This window comes from Alphaproteobacteria bacterium (assembly GCA_018662925.1).
Lineage (GTDB): Bacteria > Pseudomonadota > Alphaproteobacteria > 16-39-46 > JABJFC01 > JABJFC01.
The window spans coordinates 26,836-46,544 of record JABJFC010000057.1 but is presented as its reverse complement, the minus strand read 5'-3'; the positions used below and the strand labels follow the sequence as shown (position 1 = coordinate 46,544).

Sequence of the window (19,709 nt, the reverse complement as noted above, 5' to 3'; positions counted from 1 at the left end):
CTACGAACTCTTGGCGAGCCGGCGTCTTAAGCCGGCAAGTCTTAGAGTGAGTTGGTATCTCGGTATCCAGCTTTCAGGGATTAGTAACCAGAGATCAGTGTGCCAAAAGTGCCCAATAATATGGATTTGATCTCAAAGCTCTTACTCCCGGCCCCTGGATCCCGCGCTCATAAGAAATTCTAAAGCGCGCCTTCGGCTTGCTAAGAATTCCTAATGGCCGGGAAGACGAATTTTGGACCGGATAACGCAGTATGGGCCGGATAACGCAGTATATGATTGCATCCAGAGCCTTCCCCTCACGATGCATCCAGTGTGTGCCCGTCACGATGGATCTAAAGCTTTCCTCTTGGCTGAAATTATGGAGGGCGAAAAAACATATTCGCCTGCCGAATTCTTTTTTGCCTTTATCCACAGTGATTTAAAAGCACTAGCCCGTCAAAGTAGGCTATAATCCCACCTGGAAATGCTATTTTCCCATTGACTCCCATAGAATCCCATGCTATCCCATAATAGTGTGGTTTGTGGTCAGTGTGTAGGGAGTAATGTTGAAAGGTATGGGATACGTATAAATGGCCCTATTTCTCTCCACATTTACAAATAAGATCGACAAGAAAGGTCGAGTATCGGTACCTGTTACCTTTCGGACGGCCCTTGCGGGACAACCATTCCTCGGGATTGTTGCCTTTCGTTCTTATAAATCTCCCTCAATTGAAGCCTGCGGGATCGATCGTATGACGCAACTCTCTCAGAGCGTTGATCGACTCGACTTATTTTCGGAGACTCAAGATGACTTTGCTTCCACGATATTTGCTGACTCCCATCAATTGCCCTTCGACAGTGAGGGGCGCATCATGCTCCCACAAGAACTTTTGGCCCATGCTCAAATCGAATCCCATGCTGCATTCGTGGGTCGCGGAGCTACTTTTCAGATATGGTCGCCAGAAATCTTCCAAAAACATCAGAGTGAGGCTCGTAAACGTATCCACGAAAAGAAGGCAACACTCAAATTAACTGATACTTCTTCCCCTGAGGAGGGTGCCCGATGAGCCCTCCTCCCTTTTCTCCTTCCCAATGTGCCTCCCAGCACATTCCCGTCCTCCTCAACGAGATTATAGAGTCCATTGCCCCAGAGGACGGGAAGACCTACGTAGACGGAACCTTCGGCGCTGGTTCCTATAGTCGCTCCATACTCAACGCCGCCAAGTGCACTGTTTGGGCCATAGATCGCGACAAAGATGCCATCAAACGATCTGCCTCCCTAAAAAAAGAGTTTCCTCAGCGATTCAAGTTTCTGTTAGGAAAGTTTGGCGATATGGAGCAGCTCCTCAAGGAAAACGGCGCCAAAGAAATAAATGGCATCGCTTTAGATCTGGGCGTCTCTTCCTTCCAAATTGATGAGGCTGAGCGAGGCTTTTCCTTTCAAAAGGATGGTCCCTTAGACATGCGCATGGGCGAATCTTCAGAAACGGCCGCGGACGCTTTGGCCACTTTGGGAGAGACAGAAATTGCGGACATACTCTATAAGTTTGGAGATGAACGGAAATCTCGCCCCATTGCGCGGGCCATCGTAAGAGAGCGAGCCAAAACGCCCATTACCACCACGAGACAACTGGCTGAGATTGTCCGTCGTATCATTCCAGCTAAAAAGGGCCAAATTGACCCTGCGACCAGGACATTCCAAGCCATACGGATATACATCAACGACGAGATGGGAGAGCTCCAGCGGGCTCTTGAATCCGCTGAAAATATCCTCGCTCCAGGAGGAAAACTTGCTGTGGTCTCTTTTCATTCCATTGAAGATCGATGCGTAAAGCATTTTTTAAAGAATCGAAGTGAACATAAAGGGCTCTCCCGTTATGTGCCTGAAGCCGAAGAAGGGCATAAAACCTTTAAGCTTCTTACACGCAAAGCCATTACCCCTTCCCAGTCTGAGATCTCCCAAAATCCCAGATCCCGTTCAGCGCGCCTTCGGGTGGCTGAACGGATTTTCCCTTCGCAAAGTAGGACGATGCCATGAGACGTTCTACCCTCATTTTCATTGCTTTCACAATTTGCATAAGCGTTGCTCTGTTTCATATTAAGTACCGAGTGCTCGAGCTTGAGCAAGAACTCATAACGGTTCACAAACAAATCTTCAAGAACGAAGAAACTATCCACATTTTGGAAGCTGAATGGAGCCATCTCAATGATCCTTCCACTCTCCAAAAATTATCGCAGCAACTTTTGAAACTTAAACCTATTTCCAGTAACCAAATATTCGCCTTCAACCGATTGCCCTATAGGGTCAACGATCCTTCATTTGAACCCGAAAATCCCCCAACAAAGCCCACATCACGCCTGATGCTTTCAAACTATTCAACACATTAAATACCAAACATATGATATATCTCCCCAATAACCCGAAAAAAAACTCCTCGGTAGACCTTTCTAAAAAACAGAACCTAGAATTTGTAGGTTCCCTCTTTAAAGGGTTGGAAATGGCCCGGAATAGACTCCTAATGGTGAGTCTGTTTTTTGCCATTGGCTTTTTGACAGTTTCTTACAGGCTCATTGATGTGACCCTCTTGCGAGGGCAGGATGAACCAGGCATTTCCGATTTCCTCTCCCATTCAAGCCACAGCGTTGCTCGATTCAACATTCTCGATCGAAATGGAAAGACTCTGGCCACAAATCTCATCACTGCCTCCTTGTACGCCAACCCTAAAATAATCTTAGACACAACAGACGCTTTTGAAAAGTTGACTAAAATATTTCCCCAACTGGATCAAAAGGACCTTTTGAAAAAACTATCCTCTGACAAAAACTTCGTCTGGATTGCCCGAAATCTCACCCCCCAGCAGCAAGCCCTGGTCCACCACATGGGACTTCCTGGACTTCATTTCCATCGAGAAGAAAAGCGGGTATACCCTCACGGACGCCTCGTTTCTCACGTTCTTGGATTTACAGACGTAGATAACAGGGGCATTGCAGGAATAGAATATGGTTTCGACGTAGACTTATCTAAAAATAACGTCCAACTTTCAATAGATCTCAGTGTTCAACATGCTGTCAATGATGAGCTGACAAAAACCATCGAACACTTTAAAGCAAAAGGCGGTTGTGTCCTTGTTCTAGACGCAAAGTCTGGAGAGATTTTGGCCATGGTCTCCCAACCAAATTTTGACCCTCATATGCCGCAAAAGGCCAAGTCGGAAGAGCGCTTTAATGCCAATACACTGGGCATTTATGAAATGGGATCTACCATCAAGATATTTACGACAGCAATGGCGCTAGAAACAGGAACGGTTACCTTCCAAGATGGGTACGATGCCTCCAATCCCATTCGTGTTGCTAAGTTTAGTATCAACGACTTTCGGGGAAAAAACCGTTGGCTCTCCGTTCCCGAGATCTTTCAGTATTCTTCAAATATTGGCATGGTTAGAATGGCCCAGGACGTCGGAACAGAAGGACATATTGCCTATCTGGATAAGTTCGGACTCTTGAAGCCAGTCAGCGTAGAAATTCCTGAAGTTGGGGCCCCTCTCACGCCAAAACAATGGCGAGATATAAATATGATGACCATTTCTTATGGGTATGGCCTTTCTATTAGCCCCCTTCAGCTTGCAATGGGCGTAGGAAGTGTTGTAAATGATGGCATTATGGTAGAACCTACTCTCCTTAAGAGAGCGGAAACCCCAGAAGGAAAACGGATTATTTCAAGAAAGACTTCCCATCAAATGCGCCAACTATTAAGACTTGCCGTAACTGACGGCACCTCTCGAAAAGCAAACGTTGATGGCTACGTTGTTGGAGGCAAAACCGGCACAGCCAACAGAACTGACGGTAAAACGTATAACACAAAAGAAACCTTATCCTCGTTTGTTGGCGCTTTTCCAATGCATGATCCTAAATATGTGGTCCTCACGATGCTCGACCGCCCTCAAGGATCAGCAGAGACATTCGGATATACCGGCGGTGGCTGGACAGCGGCACCTCTGGGCGCCAATGTTATTGCCAGAATCGCCCCCATCCTTGGGGTGAATCCCGTAAATGAGTCAGATTCCGCCATTGAAGATGCGCTCCATATTGATATTCCCTCCACTGGATTCCGTCATGCGTCTTATTAATCTCTTGCCAGATTCTCTTTCTCCCGCTACTGGGAAGGCAGATCTTGAAATCACACGTATCGTTTCAGACTCTCGCCAAGTGGTGCCTGGAGCCCTTTACGTTGCCATCAATGGAGAACAAGTTGATGGCCGAGACTTTATTCCGCAAGCGCTGTCAAAGGGAGCTAGTGCTATTCTAGCGCAACCAAAAGAGGGACTTTCCCAATCATCAGAGATTATTTTTACCTCTGAGGACCCTCGAAAAATCCTCTCCCAGATTGCCGCGAATTTTTATGGAAAGCAGCCCAAACACTGTGCCGCTGTAACGGGTACCAATGGTAAAACTTCTGTTGCTTCGTTTGTACAGCAACTATGGCAATCCTTGGATTATAGCTGTGCAAGTCTGGGAACCATCGGTCTCCAAACCAGCCTTCCCCTCCCCCCTGATTTGTCAAAAAGCACTCTGACCACTCCAGATACAATTAGCCTCCACGAAATTGTCCAAAAGTTGGGTAATATAGGGATAGATCACCTTATTTTCGAGGCCTCTAGTCACGGTTTGAAACAGTACCGAACCGATGGCCTGGCGTTGGAAGTGGCCGCATTCACAAATATTAGCCGGGATCACTTGGACTATCACGCCACTTTCGAAGATTACTTTGTCTCTAAAAGCCGCCTCTTCGCGGAATGTCTTCCAAAAGGAAAGACTGCTGTTCTCAATGCAGACATCCCAGAATTCGAAACCCTCAAGGAACTATGTGAACAGAGTGGCCACAAAGTATTGACCTATGGAAAGCAGGGAAAAGAATTCCGAATTCTTGACCTACAACCTTCTGACAATACGCTTGCTATTCGGTGTGAGATTCTCTCAAAAACCCATGAGATCATCTTGCCTTTTATTGGAGAGTTCCAAGCCATGAATCTCATGTGCGCTCTTGCCATCTTGTATGGAACCCATCAGGATCAGGTCCTCCTTGAAAAAGCAATTCAATCTATCAAACATTTGAAGGCTCCCATCGGCCGACTTGAGTTTGTGGGGCATACTGAGAAGGGAAGCAAAGTATATGTAGATTTTGCCCATACACCCGAAGCCCTAGAGATGCTTTTGAAGACACTACGTCCCCATACCGATGGAAAACTTGCCGTGGTTTTTGGATGTGGTGGCGATCGTGATCCTGGGAAACGTCCTCTCATGGGGTCCGTTGCTCAACTTTGTGCAGATCGGGTTATTGTAACAGATGATAATCCTAGAACCGAGAATCCTGAGAAAATCCGTCAACAAATCATCGAAAAATGTCCCAAAGCCCTTGACATAGGAGACCGAGCTGAGGCCATCTATGAAGCGATTCAAGGACTTGAGCAGAAGGACACTTTGGTCATTGCTGGAAAAGGTCATGAGAAGGGCCAAATAGTGATGGATAAAATTCTTCCATTTGAAGATCAGCTTGTTGCTCAAAAAGCCATTAGAGAAAGTGCATAGATAATGTTTTACCATATTTTCAGTAATTTAGCTCAGGATGTAACGTTTTTAAATCTCTTCCGATACATTACCTTTCGGATGGGAGGAGCGATTCTTACGGCTCTGGCTATTTCATTTTTTGTAGGCCCTTCCCTGATTCGTTGGCTCAAAAGTATTCAAAAAGAGGGGCAACCTATCCGTGAAGATGGCCCAGAAAGTCACCTTCTCACGAAACAAGGAACGCCCACCATGGGAGGAAGCTTAATCCTCTTCTCCCTCGTTATCAGCACGCTTTTATGGGCGAATCTGACCAATGGTTTCGTTTGGGCAACGCTTTTCATTACCACCGGATTTGGTGGTATCGGTTGGATCGATGACTATCTCAAATTAACCCGCCGGAACACGAAGGGTCTATCTGGAAAACTCAAACTCTTATTACAACTTATCATCGCAGGGATTGGCGCCTATTGGATCAGCTATCTAATGCCAGAAACCCTGGAAAGCCATCTAGCCGTTCCCTTTGTGAAAAATCTCCTGATAAACTTTGGTGTCCTTTTCATTCCGTTTGCGATCCTAGTGCTCATCGGCACTTCCAATGCCGTTAATTTGACCGACGGCCTGGATGGCTTGGCCATTGGCCCCATCATCATTGCAACCCTTTGCTTTGCTCTGATTTCCTATTTGGTTGGAAACAATATTTTCGCCCACTATCTTCAGATCAACTTTGTGCCCCAAAGTGGGGAGTTAGCCGTCTTTTGTGGTGCCCTCATCGGAGCCGGGCTTGGTTTCCTCTGGTTCAATGCTCCCCCTGCCATGATCTTTATGGGAGATACTGGTTCTCTTTCCGTAGGAGGATCCCTTGGCGCCATCAGCATCATTACCAAACACGAACTGGTTCTTGCCATCATTGGAGGGTTATTCGTTGTTGAAACTGTTTCAGTTATCCTGCAAGTGGCATATTTTAAGATGTCCGGCGGCAAGCGTATTTTCTTAATGGCGCCCCTCCACCATCACTTTGAAAAGAAAGGCTGGGCAGAACCCACCATCGTTATCCGATTTTGGATCATTGCAGTCGTTTTAGCACTGATTGGTCTTGCCACTTTAAAACTGCGCTAAAGGGGGCCATATAACGTGTCATTCAATATTCCCCCTCTCCCAAAGAGCGTCGTCCTTTTAGGCCTAGGACGCTCAGGAATTGCCTCAGCTCTTTGGCTTCTAGAGCGGGGCATTAATGTCATCGCTTGGGACAATAACCAGGAAACCCGAGAGAAAGCCGCAAGCAGGGGTATCCCCCTAAAAGACTTGATGGAATTTTCATGGGAGACAGAGAAGATAGACGCTCTTGTGCTCAGCCCCGGGATTCCACACACATTTCCAAAGCCCCATCCTGTGGCTCAAAAAGCTAAGGACTTACAAATCCCAATCATCGGAGACATGGAATTATTTGTTAGAGGGAATCCCAAGGCACATCTTATTTGCATTACGGGTACCAATGGCAAATCCACCACGACATCCCTCATTGGCCACATGCTTCAAGAAGCAAAAATTCCTTGCCGCATTGGGGGTAATATAGGGATCTGCGTGTTGGATCTTGCGCCTATTCCAGAAGATGGATTCTATGTCATTGAGTGCTCTTCATTTCAGCTGGAGCTGACGCCCTCCCTTCATCCAGAAATTGCCCTCCTGTTAAACATTACACCTGACCACCTAGATCGGCATCATAATTTACAAGGCTATGTGGCAGCAAAGAAATTGATATTCAATCATGTAAAAAATACGGCCATCATTGGATCTGATGATACAGAAACAGCCACAATTCTGAAGGATCTTCAATCCAGAAAATCCCTCAACGTCATTGCAAATGTTATTCCCGATCAAATATTGAATTTTTCATCTTATCCCGCCTTGCAAGGCAGTCATAACAAGCAAAATGCCGCAGCGGCCTATCATGTTGCCAAGACCCTTGGAATTGATCAAAAAATTGTTGAAAAGGCTTTCCAGAGTTTCCCAGGACTCCCCCATCGGCAAGAAGTCATTTGCGTTCATGATGGGATTCGATATGTGAATGATAGCAAAGCCACAAGTGTTGTCGCCGCATCACAAGCTCTTGCCACTTACAAAAACATTTTATGGATTGCCGGCGGCAGAGGAAAAGAAGAATCCTTAAACACACTTTCTCCCTATTTTCCCAACATCCTCCACGCCTATTTAATTGGAGAAGCAACCGATAGCTTTGCAAAGGATTTAGAGGGAAAAATCCCCTTCACGAAAGTGCAAACCCTCGACAAAGCATTGTTAGAAGCCCATTCTACGGCTCTTTCTTCTGGAACTAAGAATCCGACTATCCTGTTGTCACCAGCCTGTACAGCCTTTGATCAATTCAAGGATTTTGAGGCAAGGGGAGACGCCTTTAAACGTCAAGTTCATGAGCTCCTTAAAATTGAGAAAAGGACCTCTCATGTTTCTTAGAACAGATACAAGTATCCTTGGACGTTGGTGGTGGACTGTAGACCGTTGGAGCCTCACTGCACTGTGCCTTCTTATGGCTATAGGAGGTATCTTGAGTTTTGCAGGAACCCCTCTCATTGCCGAACGAATTAATTTGGATTCCTATTATTTTGTTCGAAGGCAATTTGCGATGATGGTCCCAAGCTTTATCCTTCTCATTTCCGTATCCCTGTTGTCTCCACAGCAAATTCGCCGCATATCTATTATTCTATTTGGCGTCTGTCTATTTCTGTTAGTTGCAACACTACTCTTTGGAACGGAAATAAAAGGAGCCCGCAGATGGATCAGCCTCGGCGGATTCTCACTCCAACCATCAGAATTTATAAAACCATCACTCGCTATTGTCATGGCTTGGCTTTTTTCCGAAAAGCACAAAAACCCAGAAACACCTTTTCCGCTCATCGCTGGAGGGCTCTATGCCATCACTGCTGCACTGATCCTCCTGCAACCAGATCTTGGAATGACCTTTGTTATTTCTGCCATATGGTTCACACAGTTCTTCCTGGCAGGTCTCCCTCTCATCTGGGTTGTCGCTGGCTCTGGTTTGGGTGTCACAGGCCTATTAGGGGCCTACATCTTCCTTCCACACGTATCAAGCCGCATTGACCGCTTTTTGGATCCGAATGCTGGAGATCAGTATCAAATTAGCCAGTCCTTAGATGCCTTCATGAATGGAGGGTTTTTTGGCATGGGCCCAGGAGAAGGGATTGTAAAAAAACATCTTCCAGACGCACATGCAGATTTTATTTTTGCCGTTGCTGGAGAGGAATTTGGACTTATTTTATGCCTGATTGTCGTGGGCATTTTTTCCTTTATTGTTCTAAGAAGCCTCTCGCGGGTTTTTGGTCAAAACAACTTGTTTCATATTTTGGCCGTTGCTGGACTTACCACACAATTTGCCCTACAGGCCTTGATCAACATGGCTTCTTCTCTTCATCTGATTCCCACGAAAGGCATGACCCTTCCCTTTTTGAGCTATGGGGGATCCTCTCTTCTTGCTCTGTCTCTCGGAATGGGAATGCTTTTAGCCCTGACCAAAAGAGGAAAAGGAGGGGAGGAATGAAAAAGCCCTGCGTGGTTTTGGCGTCAGGTGGAACTGGAGGACATATTTTTCCAGCCACAGCCCTTGCCCATGAGCTTTTGAAACGCGGATATGACGTGGCTCTCCTGACAGATCATCGTGGCCAACGATACAGCGATCTCCCCGATTGTGTGACAATCATTCCAATTCTCAATAAGCTCTCTGGCAAAACATCCATCACTGCAAAATTAGCTAAAGTATTTCCCATTCTAAAGGCCGCAAGACGTGCCCGGCAAACGCTCAAAAAACTCAATCCAGTTTGTGTTATCGGACTTGGAGGATACCCATCAACACCTCCCCTCTTAGCTGCTATTTTAATGAAAATCCCCACAATTATCCATGAGCAAAACTCTGTACTTGGTCAGGTAAATCGTCTCTTTGCTCCCTACGTAAAAAGTATTGCACTTTCCTTTGAGCACACTGATCGAATTGGGAAAAAGTCAAAAGCTAAATGTGTTGTGACTGGAAACCCAGTCCGCCCAGAAATTAAAAAGCTCTCCAACACTCGCTATTCTCCCCCTAAAAAAGAGGGGCCATTTAATCTACTCGTTCTTGGTGGGAGTCAAGGAGCACGTGTTTTTAGCCAACTCATTCCCAAGTCACTTTCTCTTATGGACGCCTCTCTGCGATCTCGTATTCATCTTGTCCAACAATGCCGAGAAGAGTTATTAGAAACAACGTGCACAGATATAGAGAAGCTTGGAATTTCACACGAAATCTCCCCCTTTTTTCGTGACATGACTCAGAAACTAGGCAAAGCCCATCTTGTCATATGCAGAGCGGGCGCCTCTAGTGTAACGGAGCTTATTGTCACTTCACGTCCAAGTATTCTTGTTCCCCTACCCCATGCAACAGATGATCACCAAACCAAAAATGCACGCCATATTGAAACTGTTGGAGGTGGATACGTCTTTCCAGAAAAATCTCTTTCTCCCAAGGCGCTAGCAGAAAAATTGTCCTTCCTGTTATCCAATCCAGCAACCTTAAATGAAATGTCTTCAAGCTTAGATTCTCAGCAGCATACAAAGGCAGCTGAAAGGCTTGCAAAAGTGGTTGACTCACTTGCAAAACCATTGGATAAGAAGAGGAATATCACCTATTGAAAGTATTATTATGAAAAGTATTGCGCTTTCCCCCCTTTCCATTGGACGCCTTCATTTTGTAGGAATTGGGGGAATTGGAATGAGTGGCATTGCAGAAATTCTTCACAACCTGGGCCAATTGGTTCAAGGAAGTGATGCATCTGAAAGTGCTAATGTAAAACGACTTAAAGACCTTGGGATCCCAATATTTTTGGGACAAAAAGCCCAAAATATTGACTCTGCAAGCGTCCTTGTTGTTTCCTCAGCTATTAAAGATGACAACCCTGAAATCGTTGCTGCAAAAAAGCGTGGGATCCCTATTGTACATCGATCTGAGATGTTAGGACAGCTTACACGCCTCAAATGGACAATCGCCATTGCGGGAAGTCACGGCAAAACAACCACTACTTCCCTCGTCTCAGCCGTCTTATCGGCAGCAGATCTAGATCCTACCGTCGTCAACGGTGGAATCATCAATTCCCATGGCACCAATGCATATCTTGGACAAGGCGACTGGATGGTTGTTGAGTCTGACGAATCCGATGGAAGCTTCCTAAAAATTCCTGCGACCATAGGTGTTGTCACAAACATCGATCCTGAACACATGGAATATTATGGTTCCTTTGACGTTCTCAAAAAATCTTTCTGCACCTTTGTCCAAAACATTCCTTTTTATGGTTTTGCCGCAATGTGCACAGACAATGATGTTGTGAAAGAACTCATTCCAACCATTGAAAATCGATCCTTAGTCACCTATGGCCTGGAAAACCCAGCCCAGATTCGAGGAACTAATATTAGGACTGTAGATCAAACCCTCTCCATCTTTGATGCTCACATCTCTCTGCCCGATCAAGAGGAAAAGGTCCTAAAAGACGTACGACTGTCTATGCTCGGTAAGCATAATATCCAGAATGCGTTAGCAGCCATCGCTATTGCCGAAAAGATGAACCTCCCTGAAAAACTTGTTAGAAAAGGTCTTGAGACTTTTTCCGGCGTCAAACGACGATTTACGAAAGTTGGGCACATAAATGGGGTCCATGTTTTTGATGACTATGCCCACCACCCCACAGAGATTGTTGCCGTGATGAATACTGCAAAAGAAGTTTGCAAAGGTCGCGTTATCGCTGTGCTTCAACCCCATAGGTACAGCCGTTTAGAAGATCTTTTTAAAGAATTTTCAACCTGCTTAAAAGGAGCTGACGAAGTCATCGTCGCGCCCGTTTTTGCCGCTGGAGAGACTCCAATCCCAAATATCAATCATGAAACTCTCGCCCAATCCATCTCAGAAGTTCCTAAGGACTGCATCCATACCATTGATTCTCCCGAGGAAATTATTCCGCTCTTAGAAAGTAGACTTGCCCCAGATGACTACCTAATTTTCATGGGAGCTGGAAACATTACTCAATGGGCATATGCAATCTCTGAGGAATTGAAAAATTCTGCGTCCGACAAGCCCCTTTCTACAGCGATCTAAAATGTCCAAAACTTCTTTACTAAACCAACTGCCTCCCGTTCAAGGTCGTTATACAGAAAACACCTCCATGGCAACCATCACTTGGCTTCGGGTAGGAGGACCTGCAGAAGTCCTGTTTAAACCAAAAGATAAGGACGATTTGATTGCCTTTCTGCAAAGAAAGCCCCAAGACGTTCCCATTACCATTTTCGGGGTTGGTTCAAATGTACTTGTCCGTGAGGCAGGTATTCCAGGGGTCGTTATTCGTCTGGGAAGAGGATTTATCCAGTGCCGACGTGAGGAGGGGAATACGCTTTTGGTTGGTGCAGGCTGTCTCGATCGCTCTGTTTCACAGTATGCCATGGAGCAAGAATTGGGAGGACTCGAATTTCTTTCAGGAATACCTGGCACAATTGGAGGCGCCCTCCGTATGAATGCAGGTGCCTATGGTCGAGAAATGAAAGACATCCTCGTTTCTGCCACTGCCGTGGACCCTAATGGTACCATCCATAGCATTCCCGTAAATGAGATGAACTTCTCCCATAGATTCTGTGGCATTCCAGACAAATGGATTTTTCTAGATGCTCATCTTCAAGGAATCCCGGAAAAAGCAGAAGTTATCAAAGCTAAAATACAAGAAATCATGAGCACCCGAGAAACCAGTCAACCTACACGTGCGAGAACGGGAGGATGTACCTTTACCAATCCGGATCCCTCTGAGTCGGGAGGGCTAAGAGCATGGGAACTTATAGATCAAGCAGGATGCCGTGGGTTGAAGATAGGTGGCGCCCTTATATCTGAACAACACTGCAACTTCCTTATAAATACGGGTGCTGCCACAGCCAGCGACCTGGAAAAACTTGTTCATGAAGTTCATCAACGCGTCTTGAAAAACTCTGGAATTAATCTCAGAATGGAAATACAACTCCTTGGGCAAGAGAAAAAATGAAGAAAGCAACTCAACCAAGAAATAAAACCCGCAGAAAAAAAGCCCCTCTCTGGAAAGTCTCTCTTCGGAAAGGACGAGTCCCGTTTGTCTTGTTGCTTATTACCCTCGGACTTATTTGGTTAAAGTCTCAAAATGTTTTGGACAAAGGGATGACTCTCGTACACAACAGTATTGTCAATTTGTCAGAAAAGGCTGGATTCATAATCGAAGGCATACTCATTGAAGGTCGCAACAAAACAGAAAAGGAGCAAATATATACTGCTCTCAACAGAAAAAAAGGCGATTCCATCCTTTTGTGCGACCCCAGTGAGATAAAGGATAACTTGGAGCGCCTCCCTTGGGTGCGCTCTGCCATGGTGCAGCGACGCCTGCCAGATACACTCTATATTCGACTTTCTGAGCGAAAGCCTCTTGCACTCTGGCAGAGTAAGAAAAAACTTTCTCTCCTCGATGATCGCGGGCTCACAATGGATACGATACCGGTTTCGCCTTTCCGGCATCTCCCCATTATTATTGGAGAAGGATCAGCTGAAAAAGCTCCAAAATTTTTAGAAGTTGTTTTGAAAGTCCCCTTTATGAAAAAAAAGCTAAAGGCTGCCGTTTATGTGGATAAACGCAGGTGGAATCTTCATCTTTCAAACGAAGTGTTGGTTAAACTCCCAGAAGAAAATTTTGCCGATGCCCTTCAATCTCTTGTTGCTATGGAAGAAAATCAAAAATTAGGGACAAGAGACATTTCTGTTGTTGATTTACGTTTTCTGCCTCATGTAGTCTTACAGATGAAAGATAAAATACCAGCGCGCCCTAACTCAAGAAAACCTGGGATTGGAAAGTCACGTGGGAAAGAAGCCTAGAAAGCACACAAACAATCATGAAAAAAACCTTTTCTAAGAATGACTTAATTACCGCACTGGATATTGGAACGACGAAAATATGCTGCGCTATTGCACGCGTCGAAGAAGATAATACTTTAAAAGTCATTGGCCTTGGAAATCAGTTATCAAAAGGGCTCAAAAATGGCTTCATTGTTGATATGGAGGCCGCTGTAAATGCGACCCTAAATGCCGTACAGAATGCCGAGGAAATGGCGAAGGAAACCATTCACGACGTTTTTGTGAGTATTTCCGGAAAAGTAGCATCACAAATTATAGATGTTGATACACCGATCACTTCACACGAGATTTCCGATTCAGATATCCAAAAGGTATTGAGTCAAAGCCAACAAGCCATTTCTAGCACGAGAGAAAAGAAAATAATTCACGCCTTTCCTATCGGATACACTATTGACGGGAATCGTGGCATAAGAGATCCTCGAGGCATGTATGGAGAACGATTGGGTGTCAGTCTGCATGTTATTAGTTCTCCTACAGGACTCATTCGAAATTTATCCACATGTATAGAACACTGTCATCTTGACGTGTGTGATTTTGTGTCCTCCGCCTATGCTTCGGGTCTCGCAATCCTGGTAGAAGATGAGAGAGATCTTGGCGTAACAGTTTTAGATCTAGGAGGAGGGAGCACAAATATTGCCTCGTTTATGGGAGGCCACTGTGTCTACATTGATAACATCCCCATTGGAGGAATCCATATCACCAATGACATTGCTCAAGGTCTTTCAACCCCTGTAATACAAGCAGAGCGGCTTAAAACACTCTATGGAAGTGCCATTTCCACACCAAAGGATGAAAAAGAAACCATCGTAGTCCCCCAAATAGGGGAGGACCACCCAACTCAAGCAACTCAAATATCTAAAGCGACCCTTAACAAAATTATTCGCCCAAGACTTGAAGAAATACTTGAGATTGTCAAAAATCATTTGGATCAAAATAAATTAGCAAAGGCAGCAAGCCGACGCGTGGTGATCACAGGAGGAGGCAGTCAAATTGCTGGCATCAAAGAGCTCGCAAGTCTTATCTTAGATCGTCAGGTAAGACTGGGAAAACCTCTGCATATACAAGGATTAAGCGAAACAGCCTCGGGGCCCTCTTTCGCAACAAGTGCCGGACTTTTGAGCTTCGCTTTGCAATCTCGATCTTATTACTTATCGGAAGGAAAAATGTCCATGGGAGTAGTGGAACGATTACAAGCATGGATACAAAAATATTTTTAGGACAATAGTACGAAATAGTGTAGGTTGACCCTCAGGTCTTTTGATAAACATGGAGAACATAGAATGACTACCTCTACCACCACTGAGCCCCTTGATTTAACGACTTCATCAAATGTTGAAAATCTAAAAGATCTGAAACCGCGTATCTCAGTGATCGGCGTCGGTGGTGCAGGAGGCAATGCTGTAAATAACATGATTCGCCTTAAACTAGAAGGCGCAGAATTTTCAGCCTGCAATACGGATGCACAGGCTTTAGGTGAGTCCCTAGCCGAAAAGAAAATTCAGTTGGGTTTTGAAATTACACAGGGACTTGGAGCAGGTTCTCGGCCAGACGTTGGGCGCGCTTCGGCAGAAGAAGCTCTCGAAACGGTCAAAGAGCACATTAGCGGTGCTCATATGCTCTTCATTACGGCTGGAATGGGTGGTGGAACTGGAACAGGTGCCGCGCCAGTAATTGCCCAAGCAGCCCGTGAAAAAGGAATCCTTACAGTAGGCGTTGTAACCAAGCCATTTCACTTCGAAGGGGCCCAGCGCATGCGCTTAGCTGAGAAAGGGATCGACGAACTCCAGAAACATGTTGATACACTCATCATCATTCCCAACCAAAACCTCTTCCGCGTTGCAAATGAAAAGACGACCTTTGCTGATGCCTTTAAAATGGCCGACGATGTTTTATACTCTGGTGTCAGAGGGGTCACAGACCTCATGATTATGCCTGGGTTAATTAATCTGGATTTTGCAGACGTAAGATCTGTCATGAGTGAAATGGGGAAAGCCATGATGGGAACGGGAGAGGCCGAAGGCGACAACCGAGCCATTGAATCCGCAGAAGCGGCCATTTCTAATCCACTTCTGGACGATGTTTCCATGAAGGGCGCAAGAGGCGTTCTGATTAACATAACAGGTGGCCATGACATGACCCTTTTTGAGGTCGATGAAGCCGCAAATAGAGTTAGGGATGAAGTTGACTCTAATGCACAGATTATTTTTGGATCCACTTTCGATGAAAAATTAAGTGGAAAAATACGTGTATCCGTTGTTGCAACTGGAATTGAATCTCCTGAGAGCTTTACGCTCCCACAAAATCAAGGTTTTGTATCAAACCAAACCCAAACTTCAGTTCCAGATACTATTTCTCTTTTCGAGGGCTCAATAGCCGCAAATAAAACAGAAGGAGGCAACGAAGATTTAGCAGACTTGTCCTCTCCTGATGAAATAGATCCTCTAGATCTTGATCATATACTAGAGAATGACGAAGAATCCCAAGCTCAAAAGGGCGTTATTGAGGGAAATAATGAACAAACTGTCCTGTTCCCCCAGGAAGAGGAAACGCCTCCTGCTTTTGCAGAACTAACTGAAGAGGCTCCAGCGAAGAAAGAAACTCGCCGCCCTGGCTTTTTTGCTAGATTAGCCGGCATGGCACGCAAATCAGAAGCTTCTTCGCACGTACAAAAAGGGCATGACCAAAGTTCCGGAAACAAAAATCAGGCTTCCTCATCGAAGATTAACCAAATCGACTCTCCTTTGGATGAAATTGATACAGAATCTCTGGAAATTCCAGCCTTTTTGAGGCGCAAAAATAATTAATATATAACAAAGGGTTAAGCCGAACCCCGCCATAATAATAGATAAAAAGTGTATTTTATTTCATTTTTATACGAATTTGACTTGAAATACGCTCAAGTATTATTTATTTGTATTCTATGGATACGGAATTTTGGTATAGTAAAGAGCAAGTTTTATGTATCCAATTTGCTGTAATATAGGAGAATGGGCAAATGACTAATGTAACAGAACTAGAATTTGAGCAAAGGGCGGACCGACTTCGTCTTGCTCGACGATTATCGGGGATAACGTTGAATGATATACCCGACACATTTGGAATAAGTAAGCATACTTACTATGCTTGGGAACTTGGAAGGAACCCAATCAAAGATAAGATCGCGAAACGAATTGTCACAATGCTTAAGGAAGCGAAAGTTTTTTGTACAGTAGAGTGGCTTCTGTCTGGAAAAGGTATCTCGCCGCGCCCCATTGAGGAAATAGAGTCAGTTATTGATTCCTCCGTGGATAGCATTGTAAATAACGACCTAAAGCATCTGCAGAAAGAAGTTGGTGTGATGACAGAGGTCCGCACTTTTCAAAAGGCAAATAAAGATGCTGATATTCGTCTTGTTTCTGACGATGCCATGCTCCCCTTCTATGCGCCTGGAGATTATGTTGGTGGTATTAGAAAGTCAGGTAACGACCTTTCTGAAGCTGCTCTCAATAATAACTGTATTGTTGAAACAGAAGATGGTGCCACCTACGTTAGGCGTGTCACCAAGGGCCGAAAGAATGGTACATTCAATCTGAGCTGCATAAATCCAACCACGAAGCTCCCCGAATACACCATTTTTAGTGTGAATTTAAAGAGCGCAGCCCCAATACTATGGCACAGAAAGCTGCCAGCATAGGTAAGGCTACATTATCAACTAAAATGCTCCCTTTATGGGGGCATTTTTTTTGTTCTGAATGCGAAGAAACAAAACCAACTTAAGAAGTAATCAACTCTGGTTGATCCTCTCGGTTCCGAATACAAAAGCTGCTGATAATAAAATGGTGGACATTACGTCCACCCCAAGAGTTATGCACTGTGGTCATGTGTGCTAATTTTTTTGTTATTGTTATTTATAATCTAGCATGCTCAAAAAAAAAATCAATAGCAAATTTTAAAAAAATTAAATAAAATTTTTACCTAAAGAAGAAGAGGGTAACGTTTTGATATAAAACACTTTTTTGATGTCTGTGGATAAGTTGGCCCAAATAAAAAGCTATAAATATTAGGAATTTCATTTTTTCAACAGAGTTTTCCACATCCAGCCTTTATATGCGGTGACCAAATAACCTTAAGTAGTGTAATATTAATAAAACTATCCCTTTACGTTCTATTTATTAGATGTTCGTTTTTATTACACGAAATAGGTTTTAATGGCTTGAAAAATCAGAATATTTGTTTGGCTAGTAACAGATGACTGGAAAGAGAGATGAGCCTCGAGCACAATGGTGTCATGTCAGAACCTTTAGGCACTCTAGGCGACCCGGCGTCTTAATCCGGTGAGTAGTAGAGTGCCTGGAATCCAGATCCTAAGGAATCATATGGCAGCCTAAGGCTTAGCCAATGATTGCTAATGCAAGGAATGATACAGGGCAGCAGATTTTTACGTAGTGCTGCTTGTGGAAAGGCGTAGCCCATCGTAGCGATATATCACTTCGTAGAGAAACGAAGACGGATGTAGCGAAAATGTATTGATCAGCCCGTCTAGCTTCTCTAACCCTAACGGATTATCACGTCGTAGCGAAGCGAAGACGGATGGCGTCCCCAACGGGACTCGAACCCGTGTTTTCGCCTTGAAAGGGCAATGTCCTAGACCGCTAGACGATGGGGACTTCGGTTAAAGGATTTAACCCGCCACAATAAAAAAAGCAAGTATTTTTCACACGCTAGAGCACTAAAAAAGCAGAAATTGCCCCTTAAATATTCTTTTTTACTTTTTCTTTTTTGATTTCTCAGGAGATTTTTTAGCATCAGGCCCTGTACTTGCTGGAATAACTTTCATAAAGGCAGGGATTGTCTCGCCAAAACCAACTTCTGGCAAAGTTTCGGTTTCAATCCTATTCCAGTTGTGTCGCCTCTCTCGTCTGTCTTCTAAGGCTTCTTTTCTTGGCTGACTCTCATCCTTACGAGGCAGGTCATCTACAGACGGCTTTTGGCTTTCAGTTACCTTAGCTCCTTGTCCTTTAGCAGGCATCTTTTTCTTACTAGCTGGTGCTAAGTAGTCAGGTGCCGAAAAACCAGAGAGATCCACAGCGTCTATCGGATGACCGATGGCAGTAATAACAGCCTGCATTAATTTATGGTCCTTTGGCGTCTCAAAAAGATAAGATTCACCAGACTTCCCTGCTCGACCTGTGCGACCAATACGATGAACGTACTCTTCAGGGTTTGTTGGGACATCAAAACTAAAAACATGGCTAATTTCGTCTATATGGAGACCTCGTGCAGCTACGTCACTTGCAACCAGTATGTGAACATCACCAGATTTAACCGAATCTAGTATTTCTCGCCTCTTAGATTGAGGGAAATCCCCATGAAGAGCTTCACTGTCATAACCATGTCTTTTTAAAGAAAGGTTAAGACTATCAACGTCTCTTTTTCGATTACAAAAAATAATAGCTTGTTCAATATGCTGTTTCTCTAAAAGGTATCTCAAAGCAGCCCTTTTAACGACACCTACTTGCTGTTCGGTAGCCTTTTTCGAGAGAAAATCCAGTTTAACCAAATATTGGTCAATGGTTTCAGCTGTTGTCGTCTTGGATTCAATCGCGACTTCTTCTGGATTTACCAAAAAGCCATGAGCAAGTTTCCGAATTTCAGATGGCATCGTCGCTGAGAATAGAAGCGTCTGTCTTTTGGCAGGTAACTTTCTGACAATCTCCTTTAGATCGGGAATAAATCCCATATCTAACATCCTATCTGCTTCATCAATAACCAGATACTTCACAGCCGTCAGAAGGATCCTCCCTCTGGAAAAAAGATCTAATAAACGTCCGGGCGTCACAATAAGGACATCGGCGCCCTTTGCCAACAATCTTTCTTGTTCCTCCATTGACTCTCCGCCAACGATAAGAACACTATTCAGTTTGTGGTGCTTTCCTAACTTTTTAAATTCTGAATCCAATTGCGCCGCTAATTCTCGGGTTGGCTCTAGTATCAACGCGCGCGGCATCCGTGCCCTAGCACGACCTTGGGAAAGCAAACACATAAGCGGGAGCAAAAAAGAAGCCGATTTTCCCGTTCCAGTTTGCGCTGAAGCAAGAACATCTTTCCCATCTAGAAATATGGGAATCGTTTTTGATTGAATGGGTGTTGGTGACTTAAACCCGGCCTCATCAACAGCCTTTAACGTTTTTTCATCTAACCCAAGATCTGAAAATTGCAT

The 19,709-nt window shown here is 44.6% G+C and carries 17 protein-coding genes and 1 tRNA gene; 16 read left to right on the top strand and 2 right to left on the bottom strand.

Annotated elements, in window-relative coordinates:
* Window positions 1-232: 232 nt before the first annotated feature.
* From HOL16_04790 to HOL16_04715, 16 genes are all read left to right on the top strand, one after another.
* Complete coding sequence (locus HOL16_04790; GenBank protein MBT5390009.1) at window positions 233-451, top strand: hypothetical protein; 219 nt, start codon at window positions 233-235, stop codon at window positions 449-451.
* A gap of 118 nt (window positions 452-569) precedes the next feature.
* Window positions 570-1,046, top strand: a complete 477-nt coding sequence (mraZ, locus tag HOL16_04785) for a division/cell wall cluster transcriptional repressor MraZ (protein MBT5390008.1) — start codon at window positions 570-572, stop codon at window positions 1,044-1,046.
* A complete protein-coding gene (gene rsmH / locus HOL16_04780; GenBank protein ID MBT5390007.1) occupies window positions 1,043-2,017 on the top strand; it encodes a 16S rRNA (cytosine(1402)-N(4))-methyltransferase RsmH in 975 nt (324 codons plus the stop codon). The genes mraZ and rsmH overlap by 4 nt, the downstream gene beginning before the upstream one ends.
* Window positions 2,014-2,367: a hypothetical protein gene (locus tag HOL16_04775; GenBank protein MBT5390006.1), complete on the top strand. Its 354-nt coding sequence runs from the start codon at window positions 2,014-2,016 to the stop codon at window positions 2,365-2,367. The genes rsmH and HOL16_04775 overlap by 4 nt, the downstream gene beginning before the upstream one ends.
* Window positions 2,368-2,477: 110 nt before the next feature.
* Window positions 2,478-4,106 (top strand): penicillin-binding protein 2, encoded by a 1,629-nt coding sequence (locus tag HOL16_04770; GenBank protein MBT5390005.1) that lies wholly within the window; start codon window positions 2,478-2,480, stop codon window positions 4,104-4,106.
* Window positions 4,093-5,565, top strand: coding sequence for a UDP-N-acetylmuramoyl-L-alanyl-D-glutamate--2,6-diaminopimelate ligase (locus HOL16_04765; GenBank protein MBT5390004.1), 1,473 nt, complete (start codon window positions 4,093-4,095; stop codon window positions 5,563-5,565). The genes HOL16_04770 and HOL16_04765 overlap by 14 nt, the downstream gene beginning before the upstream one ends.
* Window positions 5,566-5,568: 3 nt before the next feature.
* A complete protein-coding gene (locus tag HOL16_04760; protein ID MBT5390003.1) occupies window positions 5,569-6,660 on the top strand; it encodes a phospho-N-acetylmuramoyl-pentapeptide-transferase in 1,092 nt (363 codons plus the stop codon).
* A 15-nt stretch (window positions 6,661-6,675) separates the two neighbouring features.
* Window positions 6,676-8,013, top strand: a complete 1,338-nt coding sequence (murD, locus tag HOL16_04755; GenBank protein ID MBT5390002.1) for a UDP-N-acetylmuramoyl-L-alanine--D-glutamate ligase — start codon at window positions 6,676-6,678, stop codon at window positions 8,011-8,013.
* Window positions 7,970-9,115, top strand: a complete 1,146-nt coding sequence (gene ftsW / locus HOL16_04750; protein MBT5390001.1) for a putative lipid II flippase FtsW — start codon at window positions 7,970-7,972, stop codon at window positions 9,113-9,115. The genes murD and ftsW overlap by 44 nt, the downstream gene beginning before the upstream one ends.
* The gene (gene murG, locus HOL16_04745; protein MBT5390000.1) at window positions 9,112-10,236 is read left to right on the top strand and encodes an undecaprenyldiphospho-muramoylpentapeptide beta-N-acetylglucosaminyltransferase; all 1,125 of its coding nucleotides are present in this window, start codon (window positions 9,112-9,114) and stop codon (window positions 10,234-10,236) included. Before ftsW ends, murG begins: the two co-directional genes overlap by 4 nt.
* Window positions 10,237-10,255: 19 nt before the next feature.
* Window positions 10,256-11,689, top strand: coding sequence for a UDP-N-acetylmuramate--L-alanine ligase (locus HOL16_04740; GenBank protein MBT5389999.1), 1,434 nt, complete (start codon window positions 10,256-10,258; stop codon window positions 11,687-11,689).
* Window position 11,690: 1 nt separating this feature from the next.
* Window positions 11,691-12,617 (top strand): UDP-N-acetylmuramate dehydrogenase, encoded by a 927-nt coding sequence (gene murB, locus HOL16_04735; protein ID MBT5389998.1) that lies wholly within the window; start codon window positions 11,691-11,693, stop codon window positions 12,615-12,617.
* Window positions 12,614-13,471 carry an FtsQ-type POTRA domain-containing protein gene (locus tag HOL16_04730; GenBank protein MBT5389997.1) on the top strand — a complete coding sequence of 286 codons (858 nt, stop codon included), beginning with the start codon at window positions 12,614-12,616 and terminating at the stop codon, window positions 13,469-13,471. The genes murB and HOL16_04730 overlap by 4 nt, the downstream gene beginning before the upstream one ends.
* A 17-nt stretch (window positions 13,472-13,488) precedes the next feature.
* Complete coding sequence (gene ftsA, locus HOL16_04725; protein ID MBT5389996.1) at window positions 13,489-14,727, top strand: cell division protein FtsA; 1,239 nt, start codon at window positions 13,489-13,491, stop codon at window positions 14,725-14,727.
* Window positions 14,728-14,790: 63 nt separating this feature from the next.
* Window positions 14,791-16,314 carry a cell division protein FtsZ gene (gene ftsZ, locus HOL16_04720; GenBank protein MBT5389995.1) on the top strand — a complete coding sequence of 508 codons (1,524 nt, stop codon included), beginning with the start codon at window positions 14,791-14,793 and terminating at the stop codon, window positions 16,312-16,314.
* Window positions 16,315-16,505: 191 nt separating this feature from the next.
* Window positions 16,506-17,183, top strand: a complete 678-nt coding sequence (locus HOL16_04715; GenBank protein ID MBT5389994.1) for a hypothetical protein — start codon at window positions 16,506-16,508, stop codon at window positions 17,181-17,183.
* 897 nt (window positions 17,184-18,080) lie between these two features.
* Here the strand turns inward: HOL16_04715 and HOL16_04710 are convergent.
* Window positions 18,081-18,156, bottom strand: a tRNA-Glu gene (locus HOL16_04710).
* A gap of 98 nt (window positions 18,157-18,254) precedes the next feature.
* Window positions 18,255-19,709, bottom strand: coding sequence for a DEAD/DEAH box helicase (locus HOL16_04705; GenBank protein MBT5389993.1), 1,455 nt, complete (start codon window positions 19,707-19,709; stop codon window positions 18,255-18,257).

Bases quoted from the DNA above. Each gene is read 5' to 3' on its own strand.
- mraZ (MBT5390008.1), top strand. From the start codon at position 570: ATGGCCCTATTTCTCTCCACATTTACAAATAAGATCGACAAGAAAGGT.
- rsmH (MBT5390007.1), top strand. From the start codon at position 1,043: ATGAGCCCTCCTCCCTTTTCTCCTTCCCAATGTGCCTCCCAGCACATT.
- HOL16_04775 (MBT5390006.1), top strand. From the start codon at position 2,014: ATGAGACGTTCTACCCTCATTTTCATTGCTTTCACAATTTGCATAAGC.
- HOL16_04770 (MBT5390005.1), top strand. From the start codon at position 2,478: ATGGCCCGGAATAGACTCCTAATGGTGAGTCTGTTTTTTGCCATTGGC.
- HOL16_04765 (MBT5390004.1), top strand. From the start codon at position 4,093: ATGCGTCTTATTAATCTCTTGCCAGATTCTCTTTCTCCCGCTACTGGG.
- HOL16_04760 (MBT5390003.1), top strand. From the start codon at position 5,569: ATGTTTTACCATATTTTCAGTAATTTAGCTCAGGATGTAACGTTTTTA.
- ftsW (MBT5390001.1), top strand. From the start codon at position 7,970: ATGAGCTCCTTAAAATTGAGAAAAGGACCTCTCATGTTTCTTAGAACA.
- murG (MBT5390000.1), top strand. From the start codon at position 9,112: ATGAAAAAGCCCTGCGTGGTTTTGGCGTCAGGTGGAACTGGAGGACAT.
- murB (MBT5389998.1), top strand. From the start codon at position 11,691: ATGTCCAAAACTTCTTTACTAAACCAACTGCCTCCCGTTCAAGGTCGT.
- HOL16_04730 (MBT5389997.1), top strand. From the start codon at position 12,614: ATGAAGAAAGCAACTCAACCAAGAAATAAAACCCGCAGAAAAAAAGCC.
- ftsA (MBT5389996.1), top strand. From the start codon at position 13,489: ATGAAAAAAACCTTTTCTAAGAATGACTTAATTACCGCACTGGATATT.
- ftsZ (MBT5389995.1), top strand. From the start codon at position 14,791: ATGACTACCTCTACCACCACTGAGCCCCTTGATTTAACGACTTCATCA.
- HOL16_04715 (MBT5389994.1), top strand. From the start codon at position 16,506: ATGACTAATGTAACAGAACTAGAATTTGAGCAAAGGGCGGACCGACTT.
- HOL16_04705 (MBT5389993.1), bottom strand. From the start codon at position 19,709: ATGCAATTTTCAGATCTTGGGTTAGATGAAAAAACGTTAAAGGCTGTT.